23 protein-coding genes are annotated in these 23,407 nt (G+C 72.5%); 5 read left to right on the plus strand and 18 right to left on the minus strand.

Features of this window, described 5'->3' with window-relative positions:
- The first annotated feature begins 96 nt into the window (after window positions 1–96).
- A complete protein-coding gene (locus ACYQ8Q_RS03195) occupies window positions 97–2,364 on the plus strand; it encodes an endonuclease (protein WP_460061651.1) in 2,268 nt (755 codons plus the stop codon).
- A 32-nt stretch (window positions 2,365–2,396) separates the two neighbouring features.
- Here ACYQ8Q_RS03195 and ACYQ8Q_RS03200 read toward each other — a convergent pair whose 3' ends face one another.
- The gene (locus tag ACYQ8Q_RS03200; protein ID WP_460061654.1) at window positions 2,397–3,599 is read right to left on the minus strand and encodes a PucR family transcriptional regulator; all 1,203 of its coding nucleotides are present in this window, start codon (window positions 3,597–3,599) and stop codon (window positions 2,397–2,399) included.
- A 149-nt stretch (window positions 3,600–3,748) separates the two neighbouring features.
- Here ACYQ8Q_RS03200 and ACYQ8Q_RS03205 point away from each other — a divergent pair, with 149 nt between their 5' ends.
- From ACYQ8Q_RS03205 to ACYQ8Q_RS03220, 4 genes are all read left to right on the plus strand, one after another.
- A complete protein-coding gene (locus ACYQ8Q_RS03205; RefSeq protein ID WP_460061656.1) occupies window positions 3,749–5,233 on the plus strand; it encodes a long-chain-fatty-acid--CoA ligase in 1,485 nt (494 codons plus the stop codon).
- An 84-nt stretch (window positions 5,234–5,317) separates the two neighbouring features.
- Complete coding sequence (locus ACYQ8Q_RS03210) at window positions 5,318–5,803, plus strand: type 1 glutamine amidotransferase (protein ID WP_460061658.1); 486 nt, start codon at window positions 5,318–5,320, stop codon at window positions 5,801–5,803.
- Between the two features lie 9 nt (window positions 5,804–5,812).
- A complete protein-coding gene (locus ACYQ8Q_RS03215) occupies window positions 5,813–6,028 on the plus strand; it encodes a hypothetical protein (protein ID WP_460061660.1) in 216 nt (71 codons plus the stop codon).
- Between the two features lie 201 nt (window positions 6,029–6,229).
- A complete protein-coding gene (locus ACYQ8Q_RS03220; RefSeq protein ID WP_460061663.1) occupies window positions 6,230–7,507 on the plus strand; it encodes a glycosyltransferase in 1,278 nt (425 codons plus the stop codon).
- Here the strand turns inward: ACYQ8Q_RS03220 and ACYQ8Q_RS03225 are convergent.
- The 17 genes from ACYQ8Q_RS03225 to ACYQ8Q_RS03305 all read right to left on the minus strand — a co-directional run bounded on the left by ACYQ8Q_RS03225 (window position 7,504) and on the right by ACYQ8Q_RS03305 (window position 23,350).
- Entirely contained in the window at window positions 7,504–8,637 is a 1,134-nt protein-coding gene (locus tag ACYQ8Q_RS03225) for a glycosyltransferase (protein ID WP_460061665.1), read from the minus strand. The genes ACYQ8Q_RS03220 and ACYQ8Q_RS03225 overlap by 4 nt on opposite strands.
- A gap of 94 nt (window positions 8,638–8,731) precedes the next feature.
- Window positions 8,732–8,956: a hypothetical protein gene (locus tag ACYQ8Q_RS03230; protein WP_460061667.1), complete on the minus strand. Its 225-nt coding sequence runs from the start codon at window positions 8,954–8,956 to the stop codon at window positions 8,732–8,734.
- A gap of 890 nt (window positions 8,957–9,846) precedes the next feature.
- The gene (locus ACYQ8Q_RS03235) at window positions 9,847–10,434 is read right to left on the minus strand and encodes a dTDP-4-dehydrorhamnose 3,5-epimerase family protein (protein WP_460061669.1); all 588 of its coding nucleotides are present in this window, start codon (window positions 10,432–10,434) and stop codon (window positions 9,847–9,849) included.
- On the minus strand, window positions 10,431–11,357 hold the full coding sequence (rfbA, locus tag ACYQ8Q_RS03240; protein WP_460061672.1) for a glucose-1-phosphate thymidylyltransferase RfbA: 927 nt from the start codon (window positions 11,355–11,357) through the stop codon (window positions 10,431–10,433). Before rfbA ends, ACYQ8Q_RS03235 begins: the two co-directional genes overlap by 4 nt.
- A gap of 56 nt (window positions 11,358–11,413) precedes the next feature.
- Window positions 11,414–12,487 carry a hydrogenase expression/formation protein HypE gene (gene hypE / locus ACYQ8Q_RS03245; RefSeq protein ID WP_460061674.1) on the minus strand — a complete coding sequence of 358 codons (1,074 nt, stop codon included), beginning with the start codon at window positions 12,485–12,487 and terminating at the stop codon, window positions 11,414–11,416.
- Window positions 12,480–13,610, minus strand: a complete 1,131-nt coding sequence (gene hypD / locus ACYQ8Q_RS03250; protein ID WP_460061676.1) for a hydrogenase formation protein HypD — start codon at window positions 13,608–13,610, stop codon at window positions 12,480–12,482. The genes hypE and hypD overlap by 8 nt, the downstream gene beginning before the upstream one ends.
- Window positions 13,607–13,909 carry a HypC/HybG/HupF family hydrogenase formation chaperone gene (locus ACYQ8Q_RS03255; protein WP_055637591.1) on the minus strand — a complete coding sequence of 101 codons (303 nt, stop codon included), beginning with the start codon at window positions 13,907–13,909 and terminating at the stop codon, window positions 13,607–13,609. The genes hypD and ACYQ8Q_RS03255 overlap by 4 nt, the downstream gene beginning before the upstream one ends.
- Window positions 13,910–13,934: 25 nt before the next feature.
- Window positions 13,935–16,301, minus strand: a complete 2,367-nt coding sequence (gene hypF, locus ACYQ8Q_RS03260) for a carbamoyltransferase HypF (RefSeq protein ID WP_460061677.1) — start codon at window positions 16,299–16,301, stop codon at window positions 13,935–13,937.
- Entirely contained in the window at window positions 16,298–17,113 is an 816-nt protein-coding gene (gene hypB, locus ACYQ8Q_RS03265) for a hydrogenase nickel incorporation protein HypB (protein ID WP_460061679.1), read from the minus strand. Before hypB ends, hypF begins: the two co-directional genes overlap by 4 nt.
- 3 nt (window positions 17,114–17,116) lie before the next feature.
- Complete coding sequence (hypA, locus tag ACYQ8Q_RS03270; RefSeq protein WP_460061681.1) at window positions 17,117–17,518, minus strand: hydrogenase maturation nickel metallochaperone HypA; 402 nt, start codon at window positions 17,516–17,518, stop codon at window positions 17,117–17,119.
- Between the two features lie 147 nt (window positions 17,519–17,665).
- Window positions 17,666–17,779 carry a DUF6893 family small protein gene (locus ACYQ8Q_RS03275; RefSeq protein WP_443064618.1) on the minus strand — a complete coding sequence of 38 codons (114 nt, stop codon included), beginning with the start codon at window positions 17,777–17,779 and terminating at the stop codon, window positions 17,666–17,668.
- An 11-nt stretch (window positions 17,780–17,790) separates the two neighbouring features.
- A complete protein-coding gene (locus ACYQ8Q_RS03280) occupies window positions 17,791–18,318 on the minus strand; it encodes a hydrogenase maturation protease (RefSeq protein WP_460061684.1) in 528 nt (175 codons plus the stop codon).
- On the minus strand, window positions 18,315–19,727 hold the full coding sequence (locus tag ACYQ8Q_RS03285) for a hypothetical protein (protein WP_460061687.1): 1,413 nt from the start codon (window positions 19,725–19,727) through the stop codon (window positions 18,315–18,317). The genes ACYQ8Q_RS03280 and ACYQ8Q_RS03285 overlap by 4 nt, the downstream gene beginning before the upstream one ends.
- Window positions 19,724–20,416, minus strand: coding sequence for a DUF6084 family protein (locus tag ACYQ8Q_RS03290; RefSeq protein ID WP_460061689.1), 693 nt, complete (start codon window positions 20,414–20,416; stop codon window positions 19,724–19,726). The genes ACYQ8Q_RS03285 and ACYQ8Q_RS03290 overlap by 4 nt, the downstream gene beginning before the upstream one ends.
- Window positions 20,413–21,042: a DUF5947 family protein gene (locus tag ACYQ8Q_RS03295; RefSeq protein WP_460061690.1), complete on the minus strand. Its 630-nt coding sequence runs from the start codon at window positions 21,040–21,042 to the stop codon at window positions 20,413–20,415. The genes ACYQ8Q_RS03290 and ACYQ8Q_RS03295 overlap by 4 nt, the downstream gene beginning before the upstream one ends.
- Complete coding sequence (locus ACYQ8Q_RS03300) at window positions 21,039–21,572, minus strand: hypothetical protein (RefSeq protein WP_460061691.1); 534 nt, start codon at window positions 21,570–21,572, stop codon at window positions 21,039–21,041. The genes ACYQ8Q_RS03295 and ACYQ8Q_RS03300 overlap by 4 nt, the downstream gene beginning before the upstream one ends.
- The gene (locus ACYQ8Q_RS03305; protein WP_460061693.1) at window positions 21,569–23,350 is read right to left on the minus strand and encodes a nickel-dependent hydrogenase large subunit; all 1,782 of its coding nucleotides are present in this window, start codon (window positions 23,348–23,350) and stop codon (window positions 21,569–21,571) included. The genes ACYQ8Q_RS03300 and ACYQ8Q_RS03305 overlap by 4 nt, the downstream gene beginning before the upstream one ends.
- Window positions 23,351–23,407: the final 57 nt, after the last annotated feature.

Here is a 23,407-nt window from a genome sequence, read left to right on the forward strand (position 1 = left end):
ACCATCTCAAAAGGCGATGATGACAAGGAAGTCATGACCATCCGCGCACACCCGTCGTAGCGGACTTTCGGCCCGAGTAGGCCGAGGAGGCAGACCATGACGACGGAACTCCGCCCCCAGCGCGCCTCGGACTACCTCTCCCAGCTGACGCGCGCCGCCCGGCGCTACACGGACCGCACCGAGCGGCGCGACCGCAACAAGGCGGTGCTCGCCACCAGCGGTGTGCTGTACGCCGACGATCCCGAGCGGGTCGGGAAGCGGCTGGCCCGGCTCGGCGCCGACTGGTCGCTGGCCCGGGCGATCGAACGGACGCCGTCGGATCCGGCGGCCACGGCGGGAAGCACCCTGCTGCTGCCGCCGGACAGCTTCGGCCGCGACGCACTGGGCCTGGAGCGGCTCATCGGGCGCAACGACCTCACCCCCGTCGCGTTCCTGGAGGAGGGTGTCCTCGCCGCGCGCCCGGTCGGCCGGATCACCGTCAGAGGGCCGGGCGGCGGTCACGGCACCGGCTTCCTGGTCTCCCCCGCACTGCTGCTGACCAACCACCACGTGCTGGGCGACCCGGAGGAGGCGGCCCGCAGCGAGGTCGCGTTCGCCTTCCAGGACGGCGTCGGCGGCGGGCCGCTCGTACCGGCGGTGTTCGGGCTGGAGCCGCAGCGGTTCTTCGTCACCGACGAGCGGCTGGACTTCAGCCTGGTGGCGGTGGCGCCGCGCGGCACCCGCGGCGAGGCGTTGTCGTCGTTCGGCCGGCTCACGCTCAGCGAGGCGCAGGGCAAGGTCGTCATCGGGGAGTTCGTCAACATCGTCCAGCATCCACGGGGCGAGCCCAAGCAGTTGGCGCTGCGGGACAACCAAGTCGTGGATGTGCTCGACGACTTCCTGCACTACGAGTGCGACACCCAGCCGGGGTCCTCGGGTTCTCCGGTCTTCAACGACCAGTGGGAGGTCGTGGCCCTGCACCACTCGGCGGTGCCGAAGACCGACGAGCAGGGCAGGCCGCTGAGCGTGGACGGCACGGTCTGGCAGCCGGACATGGGCGAGGCGCGGCTGGCGTGGAAGGCGAACGAGGGGGTGCGGATCAGCCGGGTGCTGGGCGCCCTGCACACGATGAGCCCGGGTGGGGAGGCGGCAAGGCTGCGGGACGAGGTGTTCACCGCGGGGCCCGCCGTACCCGCCGTACCCGCCCTACCCACTGCCCCCGGGGCACCGCCCGAGAGTGCGCCGGCGGCACCGGCCGCCGCCAACGGGGCCGCGGCCGGGACCAACGGTTCCCGCGCGGCGTACGTCGCCGACGGCACCGCGCGGCTGACCGTCCCCCTGTGGGTCACCGTCGGCCTCGGTCCGTCAGGGTCCCCGCCGGTGGCCGTCGGCGTCGGCGGTGCGCAGCCCGTTCCCGCGTCCCCTCCCCCGCCGCCCGCGCCCCCGGCCGGTCCGCCGCCTCCCGTGGCGGCACCGGGCGCCGCCGCCCCCACCTTCGCCCCGTCGGACACGGCCTCGGCGGTCGGCAGGGATGTGACCGCCGCCCTGGTCAGCCTGCGGCTCGCGCAGGACCGGCCCTACTACGACCGGACCGCCGACCAGGCCGCCCGCGACGCCTACTACGCGGGCGTCGGGGACCTGAGCGGCGACGCGCTGCGCCGCGCGCTCACCGGTCTGCTGGAGCGGACCCACACGCCCCGGCCGAGGTACCAGCCGATCCGGCTGGTGTACCCGTGGGTCGACCTGCACCAGGACGGGCGGCTGCACAGCATCTACTCCGGGCGGGATTTCGCGCCGGAGGAGTTCATCCGGGCCGACGCCGTCGTCGCGGAGAGCCGGCTGACCCGCGTCCGGGAGCTGCTGCTGCACGAGAGCACGGCCGGCCCGGCGGAGTTCGAGGCCGAGTTCGACGCCCTGGAGGAGGCACTGCCGTTCAACTGCGAACACGTGGTGCCGCAGTCGTGGTTCGCCAAGCGGGAGCCCATGCGGGGCGATCTGCACCATCTGTTCGCGTGCGAGTCCGGATGCAACAGCTTCCGCGGCAACTTCCCCTACGTCGACTTCCCCGACGTCCAGGAGGCGCTCCGGGACGCCTGCGGAAGGCGTGAGCACGAGGGGTTCGAGCCGCAGCAGGGCAAGGGGACCGTCGCCCGGGCCACCCTGTACTTCCTGCTGCGCTACCCGGGACTGGTCGGCGACGCCCCGCAGGAGTTCCCCGCCGAACGGCTGCCCACCCTGCTGACCTGGCACGACGGCGATCCGGTGAGCGAGTACGAGCAGCACCGCAACGCGGCCGCCGCGGAGATCCAGGGCAACCGGAACCCGCTGATAGACCACCCCGACTGGGCGCACCGGATCGACTTCGCCGGCGTCTGGCACGCCTGAGGGGTCACTGCTGAGAGATCACTGCTGAGAGATCACCGCTGAGGGGTTCCCGCGGGGGATCCGTCCCGCCCCGTCCCCGAGGTGCGTACGGCGAGCAGGGCGGCGCCCAGGTCCGCCGTCGTACGGGGGTCGGCGAGGGAACGGCCGGTCAGTTCCTCGACGCGGCGCAGCCGGTAGCGGACGGTGTTGGGGTGGACGAAGAGGGTGCGGGCCGTGTCCGCGGCGGAGCCGGCGGCGGCGAACCAGTGCTCCAGGGTGGTCAGGAGCCGGGCCCGTTCCGCGGCGGGCAGCGCGAGCACCGGCCGCAGGACCACCTCCGTCAGGTGGGCCGCCTCGGCCGGCGCGGCGGCGACCAGCATGGCCAGCGGGTTGTCGTCGAAGCGGGCGACGCCGGGGCCGGTCCCGGGCAGTCCGGCCAGGGCCAGCCGGGCGAAGCGCAGGGCCTGCGGGGTGTCGCGCAGCGAGGGGAAGCCGGGGCTGACGCCGACCCGGGCGTGGGCGCGGCGCAGGGAGCGCAGGCAGGTGTCCTCGGCCCCGGGGCCGGCCAAGGCCACCACGCCGATCTGCTGGTGGGGCAGCAGCCGCCAGGCGGAGGGCAGATGGGCCTGGCGCAGTGCGGCCTCGATCCCACTGAGCGGCTCCTCGCCGGGCGCGCCCGCGGCCGCCGCGACGACCGCGAAGGGGCCCTGTTCGGGCAGGCCCAGCTCACGGGCGGCCTCCCACAGCGTGGTGCGGTCGGCGAGGACACCGGTGAACAGGGCCTCCACCAGCGCCGAACGTCGGGCCTCGCGCTGGAGGGTCAGTTCGGCGGCGGTCTCCCGGTGGGCCGCCGCCACGGCCTCCGCGTACCGGCCGAACAGCGCCCAGATCTCCGCCGACCGGGTGACCAGCTCGGCGTCGGTGACCTCGGGGTGGGTGCGGGACTCCTCGATGATCTCCGACCACAGGAGTTCGAAGCCGATCCGGTAGGCGTGCAGGGTGTCCGCGAGCGGCATGCCCTGCTCGGCGCGGACCCGGCCGGTCTCCCGGGCCGGGCGGGGATCGGGGGTGTCGGTGCGGTGGAAGTGGCTCAGGACGAGGTCGGCGTTGGCGGTGCAGGAGCGGCGCAGCGAGTCGAAGGGGATCAGTGACTCGTCCTGGTAGGCGGGGACGGCGGAGCGGATGCGCTGCGCCATCCGCTCGCCGAGTTCCGGCAGCCGCGCGTGGAGCGCCGATGTCACACCCGAGAGGTCCATTGCCGCAGCTTAGACGGGCCTTCTTGTCCCTGCGAACAAACCGGGTGCGCAGACGCTGTGCCGCCGCCCATAGGTGGTCGGCGGATGCGCCAGCACCATGTCGTGCACGTGAACGGCGGATTTCAGCGGTGAGATGCGTGGAGGCGGGCATGGCCAATCTGGCGGGCTTTCTGGTGGACACGGCGGAGCGGCAGCCGGACCGTCCCGCCCTGCGGCTGGGCGAGCGGGTCGTGACGTACGCGGAGCTGGACGGGGCCAGTGCCCGCGCCGCCGCCCTGTTGCGGGCGGAGGGGGTGCGCCCGGGCGACCGGGTGGCGCTGATGCTGCCCAACGTCCCCGAGTTCGTCGTCCTGTACTACGGCGTGCTGCGTGCCGGAGCCGTCGTCGTCCCGCTGAACCCGCTGCTGAAGGAGCGGGAGACGGCCTACCACCTGACGGACTCCGGGGCGAGCCTGCTGTTCGAGTGGCACCAGGCGCCGGGCGAGGGCGCGCAGGGCGCGGCGGCGGCCGGGGTGCGGCAGCTGGCCGTGGAGCCCGCCGCCTTCGCCGGGCTGCTGTCCGGGCACGAGCCGCTGCCGGACGTGGCGGAGACGGACGACGCGGACGTGGCCGTACTGCTGTACACGTCGGGCACCACGGGCCGCCCCAAGGGGGCCGTGCTCACCCATGGCGGGCTGCGCCACAACACCGAAGTCAACACGGTCCATGTGCAGCGGATGACCTCGGACGACGTGGTGGTGGGCTGTCTGCCGCTGTTCCACATCTTCGGCCAGATCTGCACCATGAGCGTGGCCGTCCGCGCCGGGGCCTCGCTCACGCTGGTGCCGCGCTTCGAGCCGCAGGCCGTGCTGGACGCGATCGCCCGCGACCGGGCCACGGTCTTCGAGGGCGTGCCCACCATGTACGCCGCGCTGCTCCAGCATCCCTCGGAGGCGGACGTGTCGACGCTGCGGCTGTGCGTCTCGGGCGGCGCCTCGCTGCCCGTGGAGATCCTGCACGGCTTCGAGCGGCGGTTCGGCTGCGCGATCCTGGAGGGCTTCGGCATGTCGGAGACGAGCCCGGTGGTGACGTTCAACCACCCCGACCGCCCCCGCAAGGCCGGGTCCATCGGCACCCCGATCCAGGACGTGGAGGTGCGGCTGCTGGACGAGAAGGGGCAGGACGTCCCGGCGGGCGAGGTCGGCGAGCTGGCCGTCCGGGGCCCGAACGTGATGAAGGGCTACTGGAACCGCCCCGAGGAGACGGCGGCGGCCGTTCCCGACGGCTGGCTGCGCAGCGGCGACCTGGCACGGCAGGACGAGGACGGCTACTTCTACATCGTCGACCGCAAGAAGGACATGATCATCCGGGGTGGCTACAACGTCTACCCGCGGGAGATCGAGGAGGTCCTCCACGAGCACCCGGCCGTCGCCCTGGCCGCCGTGGTGGGCGTCGGCCACGCCCACCTGGGCGAGGAGATCGCGGCGGCCGTCGTCCTGCGCCCGGGCGCCGGGGCGACCCCGGACGAGCTGCGCGAGTTCGTCAAGGAGCGGGTGGCGGCGTACAAGTACCCCCGCGAGATCTGGCTGATGGACCAGCTCCCGACCGGCCCGAGCGGCAAGATCCTCAAGCGGGAGATCACCGCCCCGGCCTGACCCGCGCCGCCCCTCCAGGTTTATTATTTGGTCTCAAACCAAATGGGATCACGCCTCTCCCGAGGGGGCGGGGGGAGAAGCCAGGTGCGCGCACTCGTCATCCAGCACGACCACGTCACGGAGCCGGGCCTGGTGGGCGCCCGGCTCCGGGAACGCGGGTACGGCCTCACCGCGGTGACGATCGTGCCCGAGGACCGGCATCACGCCCCGGACGTGGCCTTCGACTTCCCCGACCCCGCCGACTGGGACGTGATCGTGGCGCTCGGCGCCCCCTGGTCGGTGTACGACCGGACGGCGGTCGGCCGCTGGATCGACGGGGAGCTGGCGCTGCTGCGCAAGGCGCACCACCTCGGCATACCCGTGCTCGGCGTCTGCTTCGGCGCCCAGGCGCTGACGACGGCGCTCGGTGGCGCGGTCGAGGAGGCCCCGCGCCCCGAGATCGGCTGGGTCGAGGTCGACACCGACGAGCCCGCCCTGATCGGCCCCGGCCCCTGGTTCCAGTGGCACTACGACCGCTGCGTCCTGCCGCCGGACGCCGAGGAGCTGGCCCGTACCGCCGTGTGCGCGTAGGCCTTCCGGGTGGGGAGCAGCCTGGGGGTGCAGTTCCATCCGGAGATCACCGCCCGCATGGTGCGCGGCTGGCTCGACCTCGGGGGCGCCGAGCAGTGCCTGCGCCAGGGGGTGGACCCCGACGACCTGGCGGCCCGCACCCGCGCCCTGGAGCCCACGGCGCGGGCGAACACGGCCCGCCTGGTCGACGCCTTCCTGGACGGAACACCGGGCGCGCCTGAATAGGCGGTGCCTTCGTGCGTGCATTCGGGTGGTCCGCACCCCCCACCGCCCGCCGTGCGGCACTGTCGTGCGGGCCGGCTCGTACCCTCGGCGGAAACGGCGCCTGCCCGGCTGCGGACCACTGCGACCCAGGCCACATACCCGCGGGATTCCGGGATCTCACCGGCGTCGCCCATCGGCCCCGAGCCCCGCAGGGAGCAGCAGATGACGTCGTCGACCGCCGTCCCGAGGTTCTCCGTCTTCACCCCCAGCCACCGCCCGCGTTTCCTCGACGAGTGCCTGGCGACGCTGCAGGCGCAGACCTGTCCGGACTGGGAGTGGATCGTCCTGCTCAACAACGGCGCCCGCTGGCGGCCGGAGTACCCCGACGAGCGGATCCGGGTGGTGGTCGCGGACGATGTCTGCGGGGTCGGCGCCGCCAAGCGCCGGGCCTGTGAGCTGGCCCGCGGCGAGATCCTCGTCGAACTCGACCACGACGACCTGCTGGCGAAGGCGTGTCTGGCGGAGCTGGGCAAGGCGTTCGACGCGCATCCCGAGGCCGTGTTCGTGTACAGCAACACCGCGCAGATCACCGAGGACGGGGGGCGGGACGAGACGCGCTTCGACGAGACCTGCGGCTGGCAGTACGAGGACGTGAGGGTCGACGGCCGTACGCTGCTTCAGGTCGTCTCCATGGCGCCGACTCCGCACAACGTCGCCTACATCTGGTTCGCGCCCAACCATGTACGGGCCTTCCGCAGGAAGAGCTACGAGAAGGCCGGCGGGTACGACGCCACGCGTACCGTCCTGGACGACCAGGACCTGATGTGCCGTCTGTTCCACATCGGCGACTTCCACCACGTCAACCGCTGTCTGTACCTCCAGCGGATCCATCCCGCGAACACACAGAGCGAGCCCGAGATCAACGCACACATCCAGCGTGAGACCGTCGCCCTGTACGACAAGTACATCGAGGCCAACGCGCTCGCCTGGACCCTGCGGCACGGACTGATCGCGCTGGATCTCGGCGCGGCGGACCGGAAGCCGCCGGGGTACGTGGGGGTGGACCGGCGGTCGGGAGCGGGGGTCGACATCGTCGCGACCCTGCCGGAGAAGCTGGATCTGCCCGACGACTCGGTCGGTCTCGTACGCGCGGTGAACTTCCTGGAACACGTCCCGGCGAAGGTGCCCCTCATCAACGAGCTGTACCGTCTGCTCGCCCCCGGCGGAATGCTGCTCGTGAGCACGCCGAGCTCCGACGGCCGTGGCGCGTACCAGGACCCGGGTCACGTCGCCTACTACAACGAGAACTCGTTCTGGTACTACACCGACGACCAGTACCGGGCCTTCGTGCCCGACCTGGAGGCCCGGTTCCAGAGTTCACGGCTGGCCACCTACTTCCCCTCCGACTGGCACTCCGAGAAGAACATCTCGTACGTCGTGGCCAACCTCATCGCGATGAAGGAGGGTGCCGCACGCTGCGGTGGAAGGCTCCTGGTCTAGCCGGCCCCACCGCCTAGGACCCCGACCGGCTCTCCCAGGCCCAGGCGGCTTCGGGCGAGCCGCAGGTTCTGCACCACGCGTTCGCGGTGGTCGAGGGGCACCTTGCCGCTCTCCAGCAGGCGTTCACAGCAGTCCTTCGACTCCTCGTACTCCCCGACCCAGAAGGCGGACACCGCGAGTTCGTCGAGCGCCTGCCACTCGTGCCACCCGACTTCGACGAGGAGGGCGCCGGTCGGACACGGGATCCGGGCCGCCTGACGCGCGAACATATGGGCGAGAGGCCAGCGTTGGCCGCCGACCCGGCACAGCCGGGCCAGTTCGCCGAGCGCTTCGGCGCGCGAGGGTCTGCCCTCGTAGGCACGCAGATAGCGGTCCATCACCTCGGCCGGGGGCCGTTCGAGCCTCTCGGCGAGCCGCGCGGCCCAGAGGCGCGCGCAGTAGACCTCCTCCTCCCAGCCGCCCATCGCGGCCCGGCGGTCGTAGGCCTCGAGGGCCTTCTCGGGTTCTCCCGCGTCGCGCCAGCTCTGGGCGAGGTAGTAGGCGTAGCGGGGATTGTCCGGTTCCTCGGCCAGACCCGCCTGCAGGGTCTCGGCGTCGCGCAGGTACTTCGCCCGCACGCCCTCGGTCCTGTGCCGTCCCCCGCCTCCGACGATCACCATGTCGGCGCCGGTGAGCGCCCCGACGCTGTACGGCAGGCCGCAGTCGAGGTACTCGTGCAGGACGCCGACATACCGCCAGGGCAGGCGTGTCGACACCAGGGCGGGGCGCCAGTAGAGGACGGACCCGAAGCGGATGGTGACGTGGTAGGCCTCGTGGGTCAGCTCCGGCATGCGGAAGCCGGGCTCGGTCTCCATCACGTCGTCGGCGTCGATGAAGAACAGGTAGTCCGCGCGCTCGCGGGCGAGTTCGATCGCCTCCGTCCGGCTCCCGTCGTATCCCTTCCAGGGCCGCTCGTACAGTTCCCCGGGCAGATCGGCGTAGACCTCGCGGATGACGTCCTGTGTGCCGTCGGTCGAGCCGGTGTCCACGATGACCCATGTGTCGATCAAGGGGCGTACCGATTCGAGACAGCGCCGGATCACCGGGGCCTCGTCCTTGACGATCATGTTGAGGCAGACCGTTGGCTTCACTTCTTCTCCTGGGGGATCCATGCCGGCGGGGACACGCCGGACGGCGCCCGCGAAACCGAGGCTCCGGGGCGCCGTCGCTCACTTCACCGCGAGGTCACGGCGTCGTGTCGACGCAGATCACGTAGGCCGTGATCGTCTGGTTGGCGGTGGTGCTGACCGTCCACCCGGTGGCCGGCGGACCCCCGGTCGGGGCGTTGCTGCGCGCGGATCCCTGCTCGAGAACGAATCCGCCGCCGATGACGGTTTCGCCGGCCAGGCAGGACGCGGTCGCCGTCTGCGTGTTGCTCACGGTGTTGCTTCTGACGGTGATGGTGCCCACCGTGCCAGGGGCTCCGGTGGCGCCCTGAGCACCCGTGGCACCCTGAGCGCCCGTCGCCCCCTGGGCACCCGTCGCACCCTGGGCACCGGTGGCACCCTGAGCGCCCGTCGCACCCTGAGCGCCGGTCGCACCCTGAGCACCCGTCACACCCTGACCATCGGCGCCGGTGGCCCCCTGGGCACCTGTAGCACCCTGAGCACCCGTAGCACCCTGAGCACCCGTAGCACCCTGAGCGCCGGTCGCACCCTGGGCGCCGGTCGCACCCTGGGCGCCGGTCGCACCCTGAGTGCCCGTCGCACCCTGAGCACCCGTAGCTCCCTGCACTCCATCCGCACCCTGGGGTCCCGTCGCGCCCTGTGGGCCGGCCGGGCCCTGGGGGCCCGGCTTGCCGGGCCTGCCCTCGTGCCCCTTCGGGCCTTGCGGACCCCGCGGACCCTGAGGGCCGCGCGGCCCCCGCTGAACGTGCGGCTTGTGGGGGTCCCGGTCCCCGCTCGAGTGCGCGTCGCCATACGGGTGCACCGTCGCCTCACCCTGGGCCCCGGCCCGGCGGACGGCGTCGGCGACGGCAGCCTCGGAGACGGTCTCGGGGACCGTCATCACCGGGCGGCGCGCCTCCGGCCTCTGCACCGCGTCGGCGATGGCCTGCGCGGTCGGGGCCATGCTCAGCGCCACCGCTGCCGCGCTCGCCGTCACCAGAGTGGCTGACTTCAAGCGCGAGATTCGGATCGTTCTTCGGTTCAAGAGAACCTTCCTCACATAGGACAGGGATCAGACGGCGGCGCGGCACTGTGCGTGCGTCGGTCCGCCATGAACGACCTCATCCCTTCCACCGCTATGAAAAAATGACGAACGGACGACCCGTCTCGACCATGAGGATCACCCGAGCAGCGTCACAGACCTCCCCGGAATGCCACGCATTCCTCGAAGGACGGCAGCAGCCCCTGCCGCTCGGCCTCCGCCAGATTCGGCGCCGCCGCGTCCTTGTCGGAGAGGACGGGGGTGAGGTCGCCGGGCCAGGCGATCGCCAGGGCCGGGTCGAGCGGGTTGATCCCGAATTCACGGTCCGGTGCGTATCCCTGCGAACAGAGGTAGACGACGGTGGAGTTGTCCTCCAGAGCCATGAAGGCGTGGCCGAGCCCCTCCGAGAGATAGACGCAGCGGTGTGTCGTGTCGTCCAGGCGCACCGCCTCCCAGGTGCCGAAGGTCGGCGAACCCAGGCGGATGTCGACCACCACATCGAGGACCGCGCCACCGACGCACGTGACGTACTTCGCCTGGCCGGGCGGGACGGCCGCCGCGTGGACACCGCGGAGCGTGCCCCGCACGGAGCGGGAGCAGTTCGCCTGCTCGAACGTGAACCCGTGCCCGACGGCGGCACGGAAGGTCGCGCTCCTGAACCACTCGTGGAAGCGGCCCCGGTCGTCCGCGAACACCCGGGGCGTGTCCACCCACGCCCCTTCGATCCCGAGCGCTCTCATGTGCCCGCCTTTCCCGCGGCGCCGAGCCCCTGGTCCGACCGGGCCGTGACGAGGGGCCGGCCGTCCTCCAGCAGCCCCAGCAGATAGTGGCCGTATCCGCTCTTCAGCAGCGGCCGGGCGAGTTCGCGCAGCCGGTCGTCGTCGATCAGGCCGGCCCGCCAGACGGCCTCCTCGACACAGCCGACCTTGAGGCCCTGGCGTTCCTCGATGACGCGGACGAACTCCGAGGCCTGGACCATGGAGGCGAACGTCCCGGTGTCCAGCCAGGCGGTGCCCCGGTCGAGCCGGGTGACCTGGAGTTCGCCCGCGTCCAGATAGACGCGGTTGAGGTCGGTGATCTCCAACTCGCCCCGGGCGCTGGGCCGCAGGGTGCGGGCGATGCCGGCGGCGCGGTGGTCGTAGAAGTACAGGCCGGGGACGGCGTAGCGGGACCGGGGGCGGGCCGGTTTCTCCTCGATGGACACCGCCCGGCCGTGCGCGTCGAACTCCACCACGCCGTACGCCGAGGGGTTCGCGACCTGATGGGCGAACACCCGGCCGCCGACCGGATCCTCGTGCCGGGCCAGCCGGGTGCCGAGTCCGCTGCCGTGGAAGATGTTGTCGCCCAGAATGAGCGCGACGGATTCCCCGCCGATGAATTCGGCGCCCAGGACGAATGCGTGGGCAATGCCTTCCGGGCGTTTCTGTGCCAGATATTCCAGCCGCAGTCCGAGGTGGCCTCCGTCGCCGAGCAGGCGGCGGAACTGGCCCTGGTCCTCGGGGGTGGTGATGACGAGGATCTCCCGGACTCCGGCCATCACGAGCGTGGACAGCGGGTAATAGACCATGGGTTTGTCGAAGACCGGCAGCAGTTGTTTCGACACCGAACGGGTGAGGGGCCAAAGTCGCGAGCCGGTACCTCCGGCCAACAGGATTCCGCGCACGGGTTCACCCTAGGCCAGCTATCCGGAAGTACCGGCATTTAACACGATGTACGACATCAGCAGATGCGCGGCAGTTGCTCCCCGATCGGCAGGTCGACCACACGGGTGCCGCCCAGCCCGGTGCGCGCCACGACCATGCCGGGGTGGGCCTCGACGGCCTCGCCGACGACCACGGCGTCCGCGCCGAGCGGATGGGCCCGCATCGCCGCGAGGACCGCGTCGGCGTGCTCGCGCGGGACGAAGGCCACCAGTTTGCCCTCGTTGGCGATGTACATGGGGTCCAGGCCGAGGATGGCACAGGCGTTGGCCACGGGCGGTGGGACCGGGACGGCGCGTTCCGTGAGGACCACCCCGGTCCCGGAGGCCACCGCGATCTCGTTGAGCGCGGCGGCCAGACCGCCCCGGGTGGGGTCGCGCAGCACATGCAGATCCGGGGTCACGGCGAGCATGGCCTCGACCAGGCCGCCGAGCGGGGCGCAGTCGCTGGCGATCTCCACGCCGAACTCCAGGCCCTCGCGGACGCTCATGATCGCCACTCCGTGGACGCCGATGGCGCCGCTGACGATCACGACGTCCCCGGGGACGACCCGCTGCGGACGCAGGTCCACGCCCGCCGGGACGACCCCGATGCCGGCCGTGTTGACGAAGATGCCGTCGCCATGGCCGGCCTCCACCACCTTGGTGTCCCCGGTGGCCACCTCCACGCCGGCGGCGCGCGCGGCCGCGCCCATCGCCCGGGCGACCCGGGTGACGGTGTCGAGTTCGACGCCCTCCTCCAGGATGAACCCGCAGGAGAGGTACGCGGCACGGGCGCCGCTCATGGCGAGGTCGTTGACGGTGCCGTTGACCGCCAGGTCGCCGATGCTGCCGCCGGGGAAGAACAGCGGGCGCACCACGTAGGAGTCGGTGGAGAACGCCAGCCGGGCGCCGCCCAGGGAGAGGACGGCGGAGTCGCCGAGCTGGGCGAGCGCCTCGCCGCCGAAGGCCGGGGCGAAGATCTGCTGGACCAGTTCGGCGGAGAGGGCCCCGCCGCCGCCGTGGCCCATGACGACCCGGGGCCGGTCGCGCAGGGGTGCCGGGCAGGTCCACCCCTCGACGTCCAGGGCGGGGAGATCGGTGGTGTCAGACAACGGGGGTCGCCTCCCGGACCGCAGCGGTGGCCGGCAGGTCCAGCCGTCGGTAGAGGTAGTACGCCGCGCAGGCGCCCTCGCTGGAGACCATCGTGGCGCCCAGCGGGGTCCGCGGGGTGCACAGGGTGCCGAAGGCGGCGCACTCGTGCGGCTTGAGCAGGCCCTGGAGGACCTCTCCGCTGCGGCACTCGGCCGGTTCCCGCGTCCGGATGTCCTCCACGGAAAAGCGGTGCTCGGCGTCGTGGTCGCGGTACTTCGGGGACAGCCGCCAGCCGCTGCCGGGGATCACCCCGATGCCCCGCCAGGCGCGGTCGGTGACCTCGAAGACGTCCTCCAGCATGGCCCGCGCGGCCGGGTTGCCGTCCGCGCGGACGGCCCGGGCGTAGGCGTTGTCGACGGTGTGCTCGCCGCGCTCCAGCTGCCGTACGGTCCGGCGTACGCCTTCGAGGATGTCGAGCGGCTCGAAGCCCGTCACGACGATGGGCACCCGGAAGCGCTCCGCCAGCTCCGGGTACTCCCCCGTGCCCATCACACTGCACACGTGCCCGGCGGCGAGGAAGCCCTGCACCCGGCAGCTCGGCGAGGACATGATCGCCTCGATGGCGGGGGGCACCCGGACGTGCGAGACCAGCATGCTGAAGTTGCGGATGCCCTGCTTGCGGGCCTGGTGGACCGTCATGGCGTTGGGCGGCGCCGTCGTCTCGAACCCGATGCCGAAGAACACCACCTCGCGGTCCGGGTTCTGCTGTGCGATCCGCAGTGCGTCGAGCGGCGAGTAGACGACGCGTACGTCCCCGCCCTCGCCGCGCACCTGGAACAGGTCCCGGCCGGTGCCCGGCACCCGCAGCATGTCGCCGAAGGAGCAGAAGATCACCTCGGGGCGGGAGGCGATCGCCAGTGCCTTGTCGATGACCTCCAACGGGGTCACACAGACGGGGCAGCCCGGTCCGTGGATCAACTCAACCTGTTCGGGAAGGAGTTGGTCGATGCCGTGCCGGATGATGCTGTGGGTCTGGCCGCCGCAGACCTCCATCAGCGCCCAGGGCCGGGTGACCGTGGCGTGGATGTCGTCGAGGAGCCGGCGGGCCAGATCGGGGTCCTGGAACTCGTCGATGTACCTCACTGCCCCGCCTCCCGTACGACGTCCTGGCCCGCCTCGGCCGCCGCCATCTCCCAGGCGTCGCCGAACTCCTCCTGCAGCATGCCGAGTTCGGCGAAGAGTTCGAGGGTCTGCTGGGCCGACTCCTCGTCGAGCCGCTGCAGGGCGAACCCCACGTGGACGATGGCGTACTCGCCGACCCGGAGGTCGGGGAGGTACTCCAGGCACACCTCCTTGACCACGCCGCCGAAGTCGACGGTGGCCATCCGGGTGCCGTCGCGTTCCTCGATGTCGAGCACTCTGCCGGGTACCGCCAGGCACATGGGCCTCTCCTCGCTGTGGATGTGGTCAGTCGGTGTGCGTCGTCCGCGCGGCCACCATCAGCTGGCCCAGCGCCAGGCCGCCGTCGCCGGGCGGCACCAGACGGTGCCGCAGGACCGTGAAGCCGTCCTCGCGCAGGGCGGCCGAACAGGCCGTCGAGAGCAGCGTGTTGACGAACACGCCGCCGGTGAGGGCGACCGTGTCGAGACCGTGCCGTTCCCGGGCCAGCGCGCACATCCGGCGCACCAGGGCGGTCACGCCCCGGTGGAAGCGGGCCGCGACCGGGGCCGCCGGGTGCCCGGCGCGCAGATCGCGGACGACGGCCGCGAGAACGGGCGCGGGATCGGCCCGTACGGCCCCGTGCTCGCCCCGCTCGGGTACGTGCAGGGCGAAGTCGTAGGCGCTGGTGTCCCCGGCGGGCGCGCGCAGGGCGGCCGCCTCCAGTTCGACGGCGGCCTGTGCCTCGTACCCGGCCTCCTGGCACACACCGGCGAGGGAGGACACCGCGTCGAAGAGGCGGCCCATGCTGGAGGTGGGGACACAGTGCAGTCCGCGCTCCAACTGCCTTTCCAGGATGCGGAGTTCCTCAGGCGGGCAGACCGCAGTGCAGGGCAGGTCGGCCGACCGGTCGAGGCCTGCGGCCCGCAGATGGGACAGCGCCATGCGGTACGGGCGGCGCACCGCTGCGTCCGCGCCGGGCAGCGGGACGTACGCGAGGTGCCCGAAGCGGCTGAAGCCGTCGTAGTCGGCGAGCAGGAACTCCCCGCCCCACACCGCCCCGTCGTCACCGTGGCCGGTGCCGTCGAAGGCGACCCCGATCACCGGACGGGTGCCGTCGAGGCCGTGCTCGGCCATCGTCGCGGCGACATGGGCGTGATGGTGCTGGACCCGGGTCACGAGCCGGTCGCCGGCGTTGCGGGTGGCCCAGCCGGTGGAGCGGTAGCCGGGGTGCCGGTCGGCGGCCAGGAGTTCGGGCCGTACGCCCGTGATCGACTCCAACTGCCCCACCGCGCCCTCGAACACACCCTGGGTGCGCAGATCGTCCATGTCGCCGATGTGCGCCGACAGCCAGGCCCTGCGGCCCGCCCCGAGACAGAAGGCGTTCTTCAGGTCCCCGCCGACGGCGAGGGCGGGCCGGACGGGCAGGGGCAGGGCGACGGGCAGCGGCGCGTACCCGCGCGAGCGGCGGATCACCAGGGGTTCGCCGTCGCAGACGCGCACCACGGAGTCGTCGCAGGGCACCTGGATGGGCCGGTCGTGGACGAGCCAGGCGTCGGCCAGGTGTGCGAGCCGCTCCAGGGCCTCGATGTCGTCGGTGACGATCGGTTCCCCGGACACGTTGCCGCTGGTCATGACGAGCAGCCGGGGGCCGTCCGGATCGCCGGGCAGGCCCAGCAGCAGATGGTGCACGGGGGTGTACGGCAGCATCACGCCGAGGTCGGGACTGCCGGGCGCGACGGCGTCGGCGGGCCGCGGGTCCCCGGTCGCGTACGCCGGGTCGGGGCGTCGGCGCAGCAGGACGACGGGCCGGACGCCCCCTTCGAGCAGGCGCCGCTCCTCGGGGCCGAGCCGGACGAGGTGCTCGACGTCGGCCGTGCCGCGGGCCATGACGGCGAAGGGCTTGTCGCCGCGCGCCTTGCGACGGCGGAGCAGGGCGACGGCCGTCTCGTTCGTGGCGTCGCAGGCCAGGTGGTAGCCGCCCAGGCCCTTCACGGCGAGGATCGCGCCACCGCCGAGCAGGTCACGGGCCCCGGTGATCGGATCGCCTGGCGCGCCCGGGGCGATCAGCCGCAGCCGTGGCCCGCAGGCCGGGCAGGCGACGGGCTGGGCATGGAAGCGCCGGTCGGCCGGATCGCCGTACTCCCGGGCGCAGTCGGCGCACATCGGGAAGCCGGCCATGGTGGTGTGGGCCCGGTCGTAGGGAACGCCGGTGACGATGGTGAAGCGGGGGCCGCAGTGGGTGCAGTTGACGAAGGGGTGGCGGTGGCGCCGGTCGGCGGGGTCGGCCAGTTCGGCGAGACAGCCGGCGCAGGTGGCGGTGTCCGGGGAGACGAGGGTGCGGGCGGGGCCGCCGGTGCGGGAGGCGAGGATGGTGAACGCCTCGCCGCCCGTGAGGGGCACCTCCTGGTGATGGACGGACTCCACCACGGCCAGCGGGGGCGCCTGGACCGCGAGGCGTTCGCAGAACCGGGTCACGGCCGCGCCGCTGCCCTCGACCTCGGCGACGACGCCCTCCGGGGTGTTGGTGACATGTCCGACCAGGGCCAGTTCGGTGGCGAGTCCGTAGACGTAGGGCCGGAAGCCAACGCCCTGCACCACGCCCCGGACGACCACCCGGCGGCGCAGCGGCCCGTCGCCGGTGACGGCGGCCGGGGTGGACGGGGGAGCGCTCACGGGTGGGTGCGGGCCAGGGCGTCGGCGGCGTCGCCGTGCGGAGGAGCGCCGTCGTGGGAGTGGGAATGGGAATGGGAGTGGGAATGACCGTGTGCATGGCCGTGCCCATGGCCGTGCGTGTGCGTCTGACGGGCCATGACCGGCGTATGGACGGGTGCGCCCTCCGCCGCGGCCAGCGCCCGGTCCAGCAGCGCGCCGACGCCCTTGCCCCGGCGGGCCGAGGTCATCACGATCTCCACGCCCGGGTTGACCTGCTCCACGTGCGCCCGGAACGCGATCTCGTCGAACTCGACGGCCTCGGCGAGGTCGGTCTTGGTGACCACGACGAGCTGGGCGAGCCCGAAGGCGGTGGGGTACTTGAGGGGTTTGTCCTCGCCCTCGGTCACGGAGGCGAGGACGACCCTGAGGGTCTCCCCCAGGTCGTAGGAGGCCGGGCAGACCAGGTTGCCGACGTTCTCCACGAACAGCAGCCGGACGTCCTCGGGCAGCCAGCCGTCCAGGTGCCCGGCGAGCATGCCCGCTTCCAGATGGCACAGTCCGTCGGTCAGCACCTGTTTGACGGGAACGCCCGAACGGGCCAGCCGGGCCGCGTCGTTCTCGGTGGCGAGGTCGGCGGTCAGCGCGGCGACGGACACCGACCGCTCGCGGGCCCGCAGCAGTTCCTGCTCCAGCAGCGCGGTCTTGCCGCTGCCGGGGCTGGAGAGCAGGTTGACGACGGTGGTGCCGCCGGCGGTGAGACGCTCGCGCAGGGTGTGGGCGCTCGCGTCGTTCTTCGCGAGCACGGCCTGCCGCAGGTCGACGACACGGCACATGGTTCAGCACTCCTCGTGGATCGGTTCACCGGTGGGCACGGGGGCGGCGGTGCCGCCGTCGTCCCACTGGACGGAGGCGATCTGCAGGTCCCGTCCGGCACACAGGTCGGTCCGGGTGCCGCCGCAACCGGGACAGGTCAGCCGGGGTGGCATGCCGACGGCCCATTCGTGGGCGCAGGCGGTGCAGCGGGCCCGGCCCGGCACGGGCTCGGTGACGAGTTCGGCGCCCTCCAGCAGGGTCCCGGCGCAGGCCAGTTCGAAGCAGAAGGAGAGCGCGTCGGGGACGACCCCGGCGAGTTCGCCGACCCGGAGCCGGACCGAGCGGACCGCCGTGACGTCCCCGGCGCGCTCGGCGGCCTCGGTCACCTGGTCGACGACGGCCAGCGCGACGGACATCTCGTGCATCGGTCTCGGACCTCCCGGGCGTGGGCGTGCCCCCCCGCCGGCCTTCATTAGAGGCGGGGGCACCCGGGCGCACGGCCCGCCGCGCCGTCGCCGGTCGGCGGCTACGCCCGTTCGACGCAACCGCGCGGATCGGCGGGGCGTCCCGGGTCACATGCGGCGGATCCGCAGATAGCGCCGGAGGTCGGGGAACAGCTCGGCGGCGACGGCGGCGGTGGCGGCCATGGCGGCGACGGCGGCTCCACCGATGACGATCTTCTTCATCCGTCTCTCCTTCATCTCGCCGGCGGGGCCTCGGCGGCCCCGGCCGGTGCCGAGGACGGCACGCCGTCCCGCAGCAGCTCTTCGATCAGCCGTACGGCTTCGGGCACGGCGTCGGACACCGGCGCGCTGAGTCCGATGCCCTCCTCCACACAGGCCGGTTCGCAGCCGATGATCACGGTGCGCCGGGGCGGGTGTCCGCCGGTGCCCGCGCAGAGGGTGTCCAGCAGGGCCAGGACGGTGTCGGGGGTCATCCGGTGGCCGTCGATGGCGGGCACCACGCCGGGGTCGGCGCCGCGGCCGTCGTACTCGATCACGTAGAGCGTCCCCGGTGCCTCGCCGCGGGCCGTGGCGTCGACCAGAACGAGGGTGTCGTAGCCGTCGAGGAGCCGGTAGGCGAGGTGCACCCCGCGGACGCCGATGTCGGCGACCTCGACGTGCTCCGGCAGCCGGGCCCCGGCGAGCCGGCGGGCGGTCTCGACGCCGAAGCCGTCGTCGCCGAGGAAGATGTTGCCGATGCCGGCCACGAGGGTGCGGGTCATGGTCCGGCCTCCAGCGGTACGACCTCGTCCGGCTGGAAGTAGAGATAGCGGCCCTGTTCGCGGCGGATGTCGGCGCCGGGGTCGCCGTCGACGGTGACGGCGAGGTGCACGGTGCCGTCCACGTCGTGCAGCACGGCCTCGACGGTCGCCGCCCTGCCGTGCAGGAACAGGTCCTGGGCGTCGGTGTGCCGCAGACCGGGGCGCAGTTCGACGCGGCTGCCCTTGCCGACGGGCCGGTCGTCCACGACGACGGTGTCGTGGTCGGGGTCGAATCCGGCGTCGCTCGCCGGGTCCCACCACGGCGTGTCGGGGCGCGTCACCCCGTCCTCGTCGGGGAAGCCGGTCTCCCCGGTGACCTCGCGCAGGCCGCGCACGGCGCCGTGCAGGCGTTCCAGCACCTCGGCCGGCATCGAGTCCGCCAGGTCGATCACCGCGGCCGCCCGTGGGTCGGTTCCCCGGGCCTCGCGCTTCTCCTCGTCGGTGAGGGCGGCGGTGCGCAGGGCGAGGATCTCGTCGATCTCGGTGGCGTCGTAGAGCGCGCCGGGGCTCTCGGGAGCGATGGCCGGGTGGTCCTCCAGGATGATCGGGGAGGACAGCACGAGGTCGGCGCTGCCGGGTTCGCCGGCGAGGACGGGCCAGGTGTGCAGATTGCGGCAGGCGGCGACGGCGCCCCTGGCCCATTCCGGCGGATCGGTCATCGACAGGAACGATCCGGCGCTCAGGGCCATGAGGAGGTGGGTGGCCACCAGGGAGTGCGGCAGCGCCGCGTCCCGGTCGGCCGCCCGGCCCTGAGGGGGCACCCAGCCGCTGGTGTTCTCCACGACGGCGGTGAGCCGCACCGTCCGGTAGGGGCCGTCGAGTTCACGGGCGGACAGCCGGACGCTCCCGTGGATCTCCTCGGACCGCCGGAGCAGCCGGCCGACGGTACGGCCCGTCCCGTCCAGGACCGCCTCGGTGTCCTCGCGGGCCGGGAGCCGGAAGGGATGCGTGACGCCGTCGCCGAGCAACTCCTCGACCGGTACGACGAGTTCGACGCGTTCCTCGCCTCCCTCGTCCCAGGGCACCAGCACCCGGTCGTCGAGGCGGAGTTCGGCAACGGTGTCCCAGCCGCCGTCCGGGAGGGCCCGCTGGACGGTGCGCCGACGGGCGTGCAGGAAGCGCAGCTCGACGGAGAGCGTGGCGCCCTTCCTCGGTTCCATCAGGCACTCGGTGTGCTGGAAGTCGTGCTCCTCGCACCCGGCGCCCCAGGCGGGCGGCACGAGCACCCCGAACTGCCAGCGCAGCCGGTTCTTGGCGGCGGAGGCGCGGTACGGGTAGAGCACATAGCCCTCGAAGAGGACGGCGTCGGCCACCTGCCGGGCGAGGGCGAAGCGCTCCTCGGTCCCGGGGGCGAACGCGGTCACGGTCACGGGTCGGTCCTCCCGGTCAGGGCGGTGAGCGCGCGCAGCGGGTCGCGGCTCGCGGGCTGCTCCCGAGCGCCCCCGTCGAGCAGTGCCGCGACGGTCGCCTCCCAGGACGGCAGGGCGTGCCGGGAGCGGTAGGCGAGGAGGGCGTCCATGGTGGCGCGGGGCAGCCGGATCCAGCCGCAGCCGGGGAAGTGCTGCTCGACCATCTCCCGCCAGACGGCGACCGGCATCCGGAAGGGCGCCTCGCGGTCCCAGGGGACGGGTTCGACGCGGAAGCCGCCGGAACCGGTGAAGGCGGTGCCGGAGAACAGCATGAGCAGCGGGACCTCGCCGTCGGTGAGGGCGGCGAGATAGCGGGTGGCTGCGATGTCCAGGTCGTAGGTGCAGGGGACGACGAGGTCGGCCTCGGTCTCCCCGGTGAACGCGGTCACCATCAGCGGGACCTGGGCGAACTGCACCGGGTTGAGGGTGGTGCCCCAGCGGGAGCGCTCGCCGAACAGGTCCTTGATGCCGTCGGCCTCCCGGTCGTCGTAGCCGCGCCGGGCGGGTTCGATGCGGATCTGGCAGCGCAGCGCGAGGGCATGCACGGGGGTGTCGCCGGACGCGGTGACGCGCAGCCGGAAGACGAGCGTCGGCCCGGCCGCGTACCGGTCCGCGCGCACGCCGGTGCAGGTGAAGGAGAACTCCGTCATGGGCGGCCCGCCTCCTCCAGGGCCCGGGCGCGGCGCGCCACGTCCGTGAAGAACGCGTCCAGCGCGGCGCGCGCCTCCCGGCCGCCGTCGAAGCCCTGCCACAGCAGGCGCATCCGGCCGACGAGTTCGTAGCAGACGTCGATCGGGACGAGGTGGCAGTCGACACGGTCGTCGGTGCGGCGCAGCAGCAGTGCCTCCACGTCGGGTTCGAGGAGACCGGCGAGCCGGCTGCCGCCGAGGACCGCGGTCCAGGTGTCCGGGTCGAGTTCGCTCTCGGTGGCTCCGGCCGGGCTCGGGTAGAGGGCGACCAGCCGGTCGAGGGCGGCGTTGCGGAAGAAGAAGGCGACGCCGACCGGGATCCCGAGCCCCTCCCAGGCCCGCTCGTCGAGACGGTGGCCGGGGTCGGCGAGGTAGCGGGCCGGGACCGCGCGGAAGCGGCCCGCGGCGGCGCCGGGCTGTTCCATCAGCATCGCGCAGGCCGTGCACGCGCAGGCGAGGGACCGCCGCTCGGTGTCGACGAGATGGCGGTGGTCCCCGGGCACCACGGCCGCGCACAGTTCGCACCGCTCCGGCTGCGGCGGACGGTCGGTGAGGAACCTCCGCAGCCCGGGGGTGGTCGTGCTCATCGCGCCCCCGTCGGTGACGTGCCGATCTGCAGGAGGGTGGGTCCGGAGGGCGCGGTCTCCACGTCCACCGCCCTGACCTCGGGGGCGAGGCCGGCGAGGGCCGTCTCGGCGGCCCGCGCGGCGTCCGAGGCGGAGCCGCAGCCGCAGCCGCCGCCCGCCCGGGCGCGCAGTCGCAGGGTGCCGCTGTGCTCCTCGAAGCCCATCACCTCGAGGCGGTGGTCGCGGACCCCGTCGAGGGCGCGGGCGATCCGGGTGTCGCGGTCCTCGGGGTGCAGGTCGTGCAGGACGAGCAGGCTCGCCACGAGGTCGTCGTCGAGCAGCTCGGCGAGGGGATCGCCGGGGGCGGAGCCCACCAGTTCGACGACGCGGGCGAGGCCGGTGCCGTAGAGGTCCATGAGGGAGCGGACGAGTTCCTCGGCGGCGGCCGCGGCGGCGCCGTCGCCGCTCGCGGCCAGCCGGTCCAGGACCTCCTCGATCCGGCGCCCGGTCCGCTCCGCCGTGACGGGGGGCGCGGCGGTGGGCGCGCTCATCCGCCGAGTCCGCTCAGGCCGGTGGGCACGTGCATCGACTTCACGGTCTTCCCGCCGCCGACGTACATGTGGACGCCGCAGGGCAGACAGGGGTCGAAGCTGCGGACGGCGCGCATGATGTCGATGCCCTTGAAGTTCTCCGGGGGGTTCTCCTCGAAGATCGGCGTGTTCTGTACGGCGTCCTCGTACGGGCCGGGGGTGCCGTAGGAGTCGCGGACGCTGGCGTTCCAGGGGGTGGGCGGGTACGGGTGGTAGTTGGCGATCTTGCCGTCGCGGATCACCATGTGGTGGGAGAGGACACCGCGCACGGCCTCGGTGAAGCCGCAGCCGATGCTCTCGTCCGGGACCTCGAACTTCTCCCAGGTCTGGGTGCGTCCGGCGCGGACCTCCTCCAGGCCCTTCTCCGCGCAGTGCAGGGCGACGGCGGCGGCGTAGGCCTGGAAGTAGGTGCGGGCGCGGTTGCGTTCCAGGGCGTTGGACCACTTCGGGATCTTCCACTCGAAGGTGGTCTCCGGCTTGGTCAGGGTGCGCGGCAGGTTGATGACCACGCTCTGCCCGGTGGCCTTGACGTACCCGATGTCGACGAGCCCGGACAGGGCGGTGGACCACAGTCGGGCGAGGGGGCCGCCGCCGGTGTCCAGGGCGAGGTGGTCCTTGCCGTCGAACCAGCGCGGGGACATCACCCAGCTGTACTTGTCGTCGAAGTTCCGCTTCTGCGGGGCGGGGATGGTGTGCTGGTTCCACGGGTGGCGCGGGTCGACGGGGTTGCCGAGCGGGTCGTGGGTGACGAACTGCTCCTGGCCCTGCCAGTCCTCGTAGTAGGAGCTGCCCAGCAGGATGCGGATGCCGAGGTTGATCGCGGTGAGGTCGTTGGTGACGAGCTTGCCGTCCACGACGATGCCGGGGGTGACGAACATGCGCCGTCCCCAGTCCGTCATGTTGGCGTAGGTGAAGTCGCAGTGCTCGGGGTCGTTGAGGGCGCCCCAGCAGCCGAGCAGGACACGCCGGCGGCCGACCTCCTCGTAGCCGGGCAGGGCCTCGTAGAAGAAGTCGAACAGGTCGTCGTGGAGCGGGACGACGCGCTTCATGAACTCCACGTACCGCATGAGGCGGCTCAGGTAGTCGGTGAACAGCTGCACGGAGGCGACCGTGCCGACGCCGCCCGGGTAGAGCGTGGAGGGGTGCACATGGCGGCCCTCCATCAGGCAGAACATCTCGCGCGTGTACCGGCTGACCTGGAGGGCCTCGCGGTAGAACTCGCCCTCCAGCGGGTTGAGCGAGCGCATGATGTCGGCGATGGTGCGGTAGCCGTGCTCGGCGGCGTGCGGGGCCTCGGTGCGCTCGGCGAGTTCGAGGACGCCGGGGTTGGTCTCCTTGACCATCTTCTCGCAGTAGTCGACCCCGACCAGGTTCTCCTGGAAGATGTTGTGGTCGAACATGTACTCCGCGGACTCGCCGAGGTTGATGATCCACTCACCGAGGTGCGGGGGCTTCACGCCGTACGCCATGTTCTGCGCGTACACCGAGCAGGTGGCGTGGTTGTCGCCGCAGATGCCGCAGATGCGGCTGGTGATGAAGTGGGCGTCGCGGGGGTCCTTGCCGCGCATGAACACGCTGTAGCCGCGGAACACCGACGAGGTGCTGTAGCACTCCGCGACCCGCTTCTGCTTGAAGTCGATCTTCGTGTGGATGCCCAGGCTGCCCACGATCCGGGTGATCGGGTCCCAGGACATCTCCACCAGACCGGTGCCGTCTCCGGCCGCCTTCGTCCTTGCCATGGTCGTTGCCGTGCCCTTCGTTGCGCGGGGGGGGTTCGGGTGTGGGGGGTGCACGAA

The organism is Streptomyces sp. YKOK-I1, from assembly GCF_054660435.1.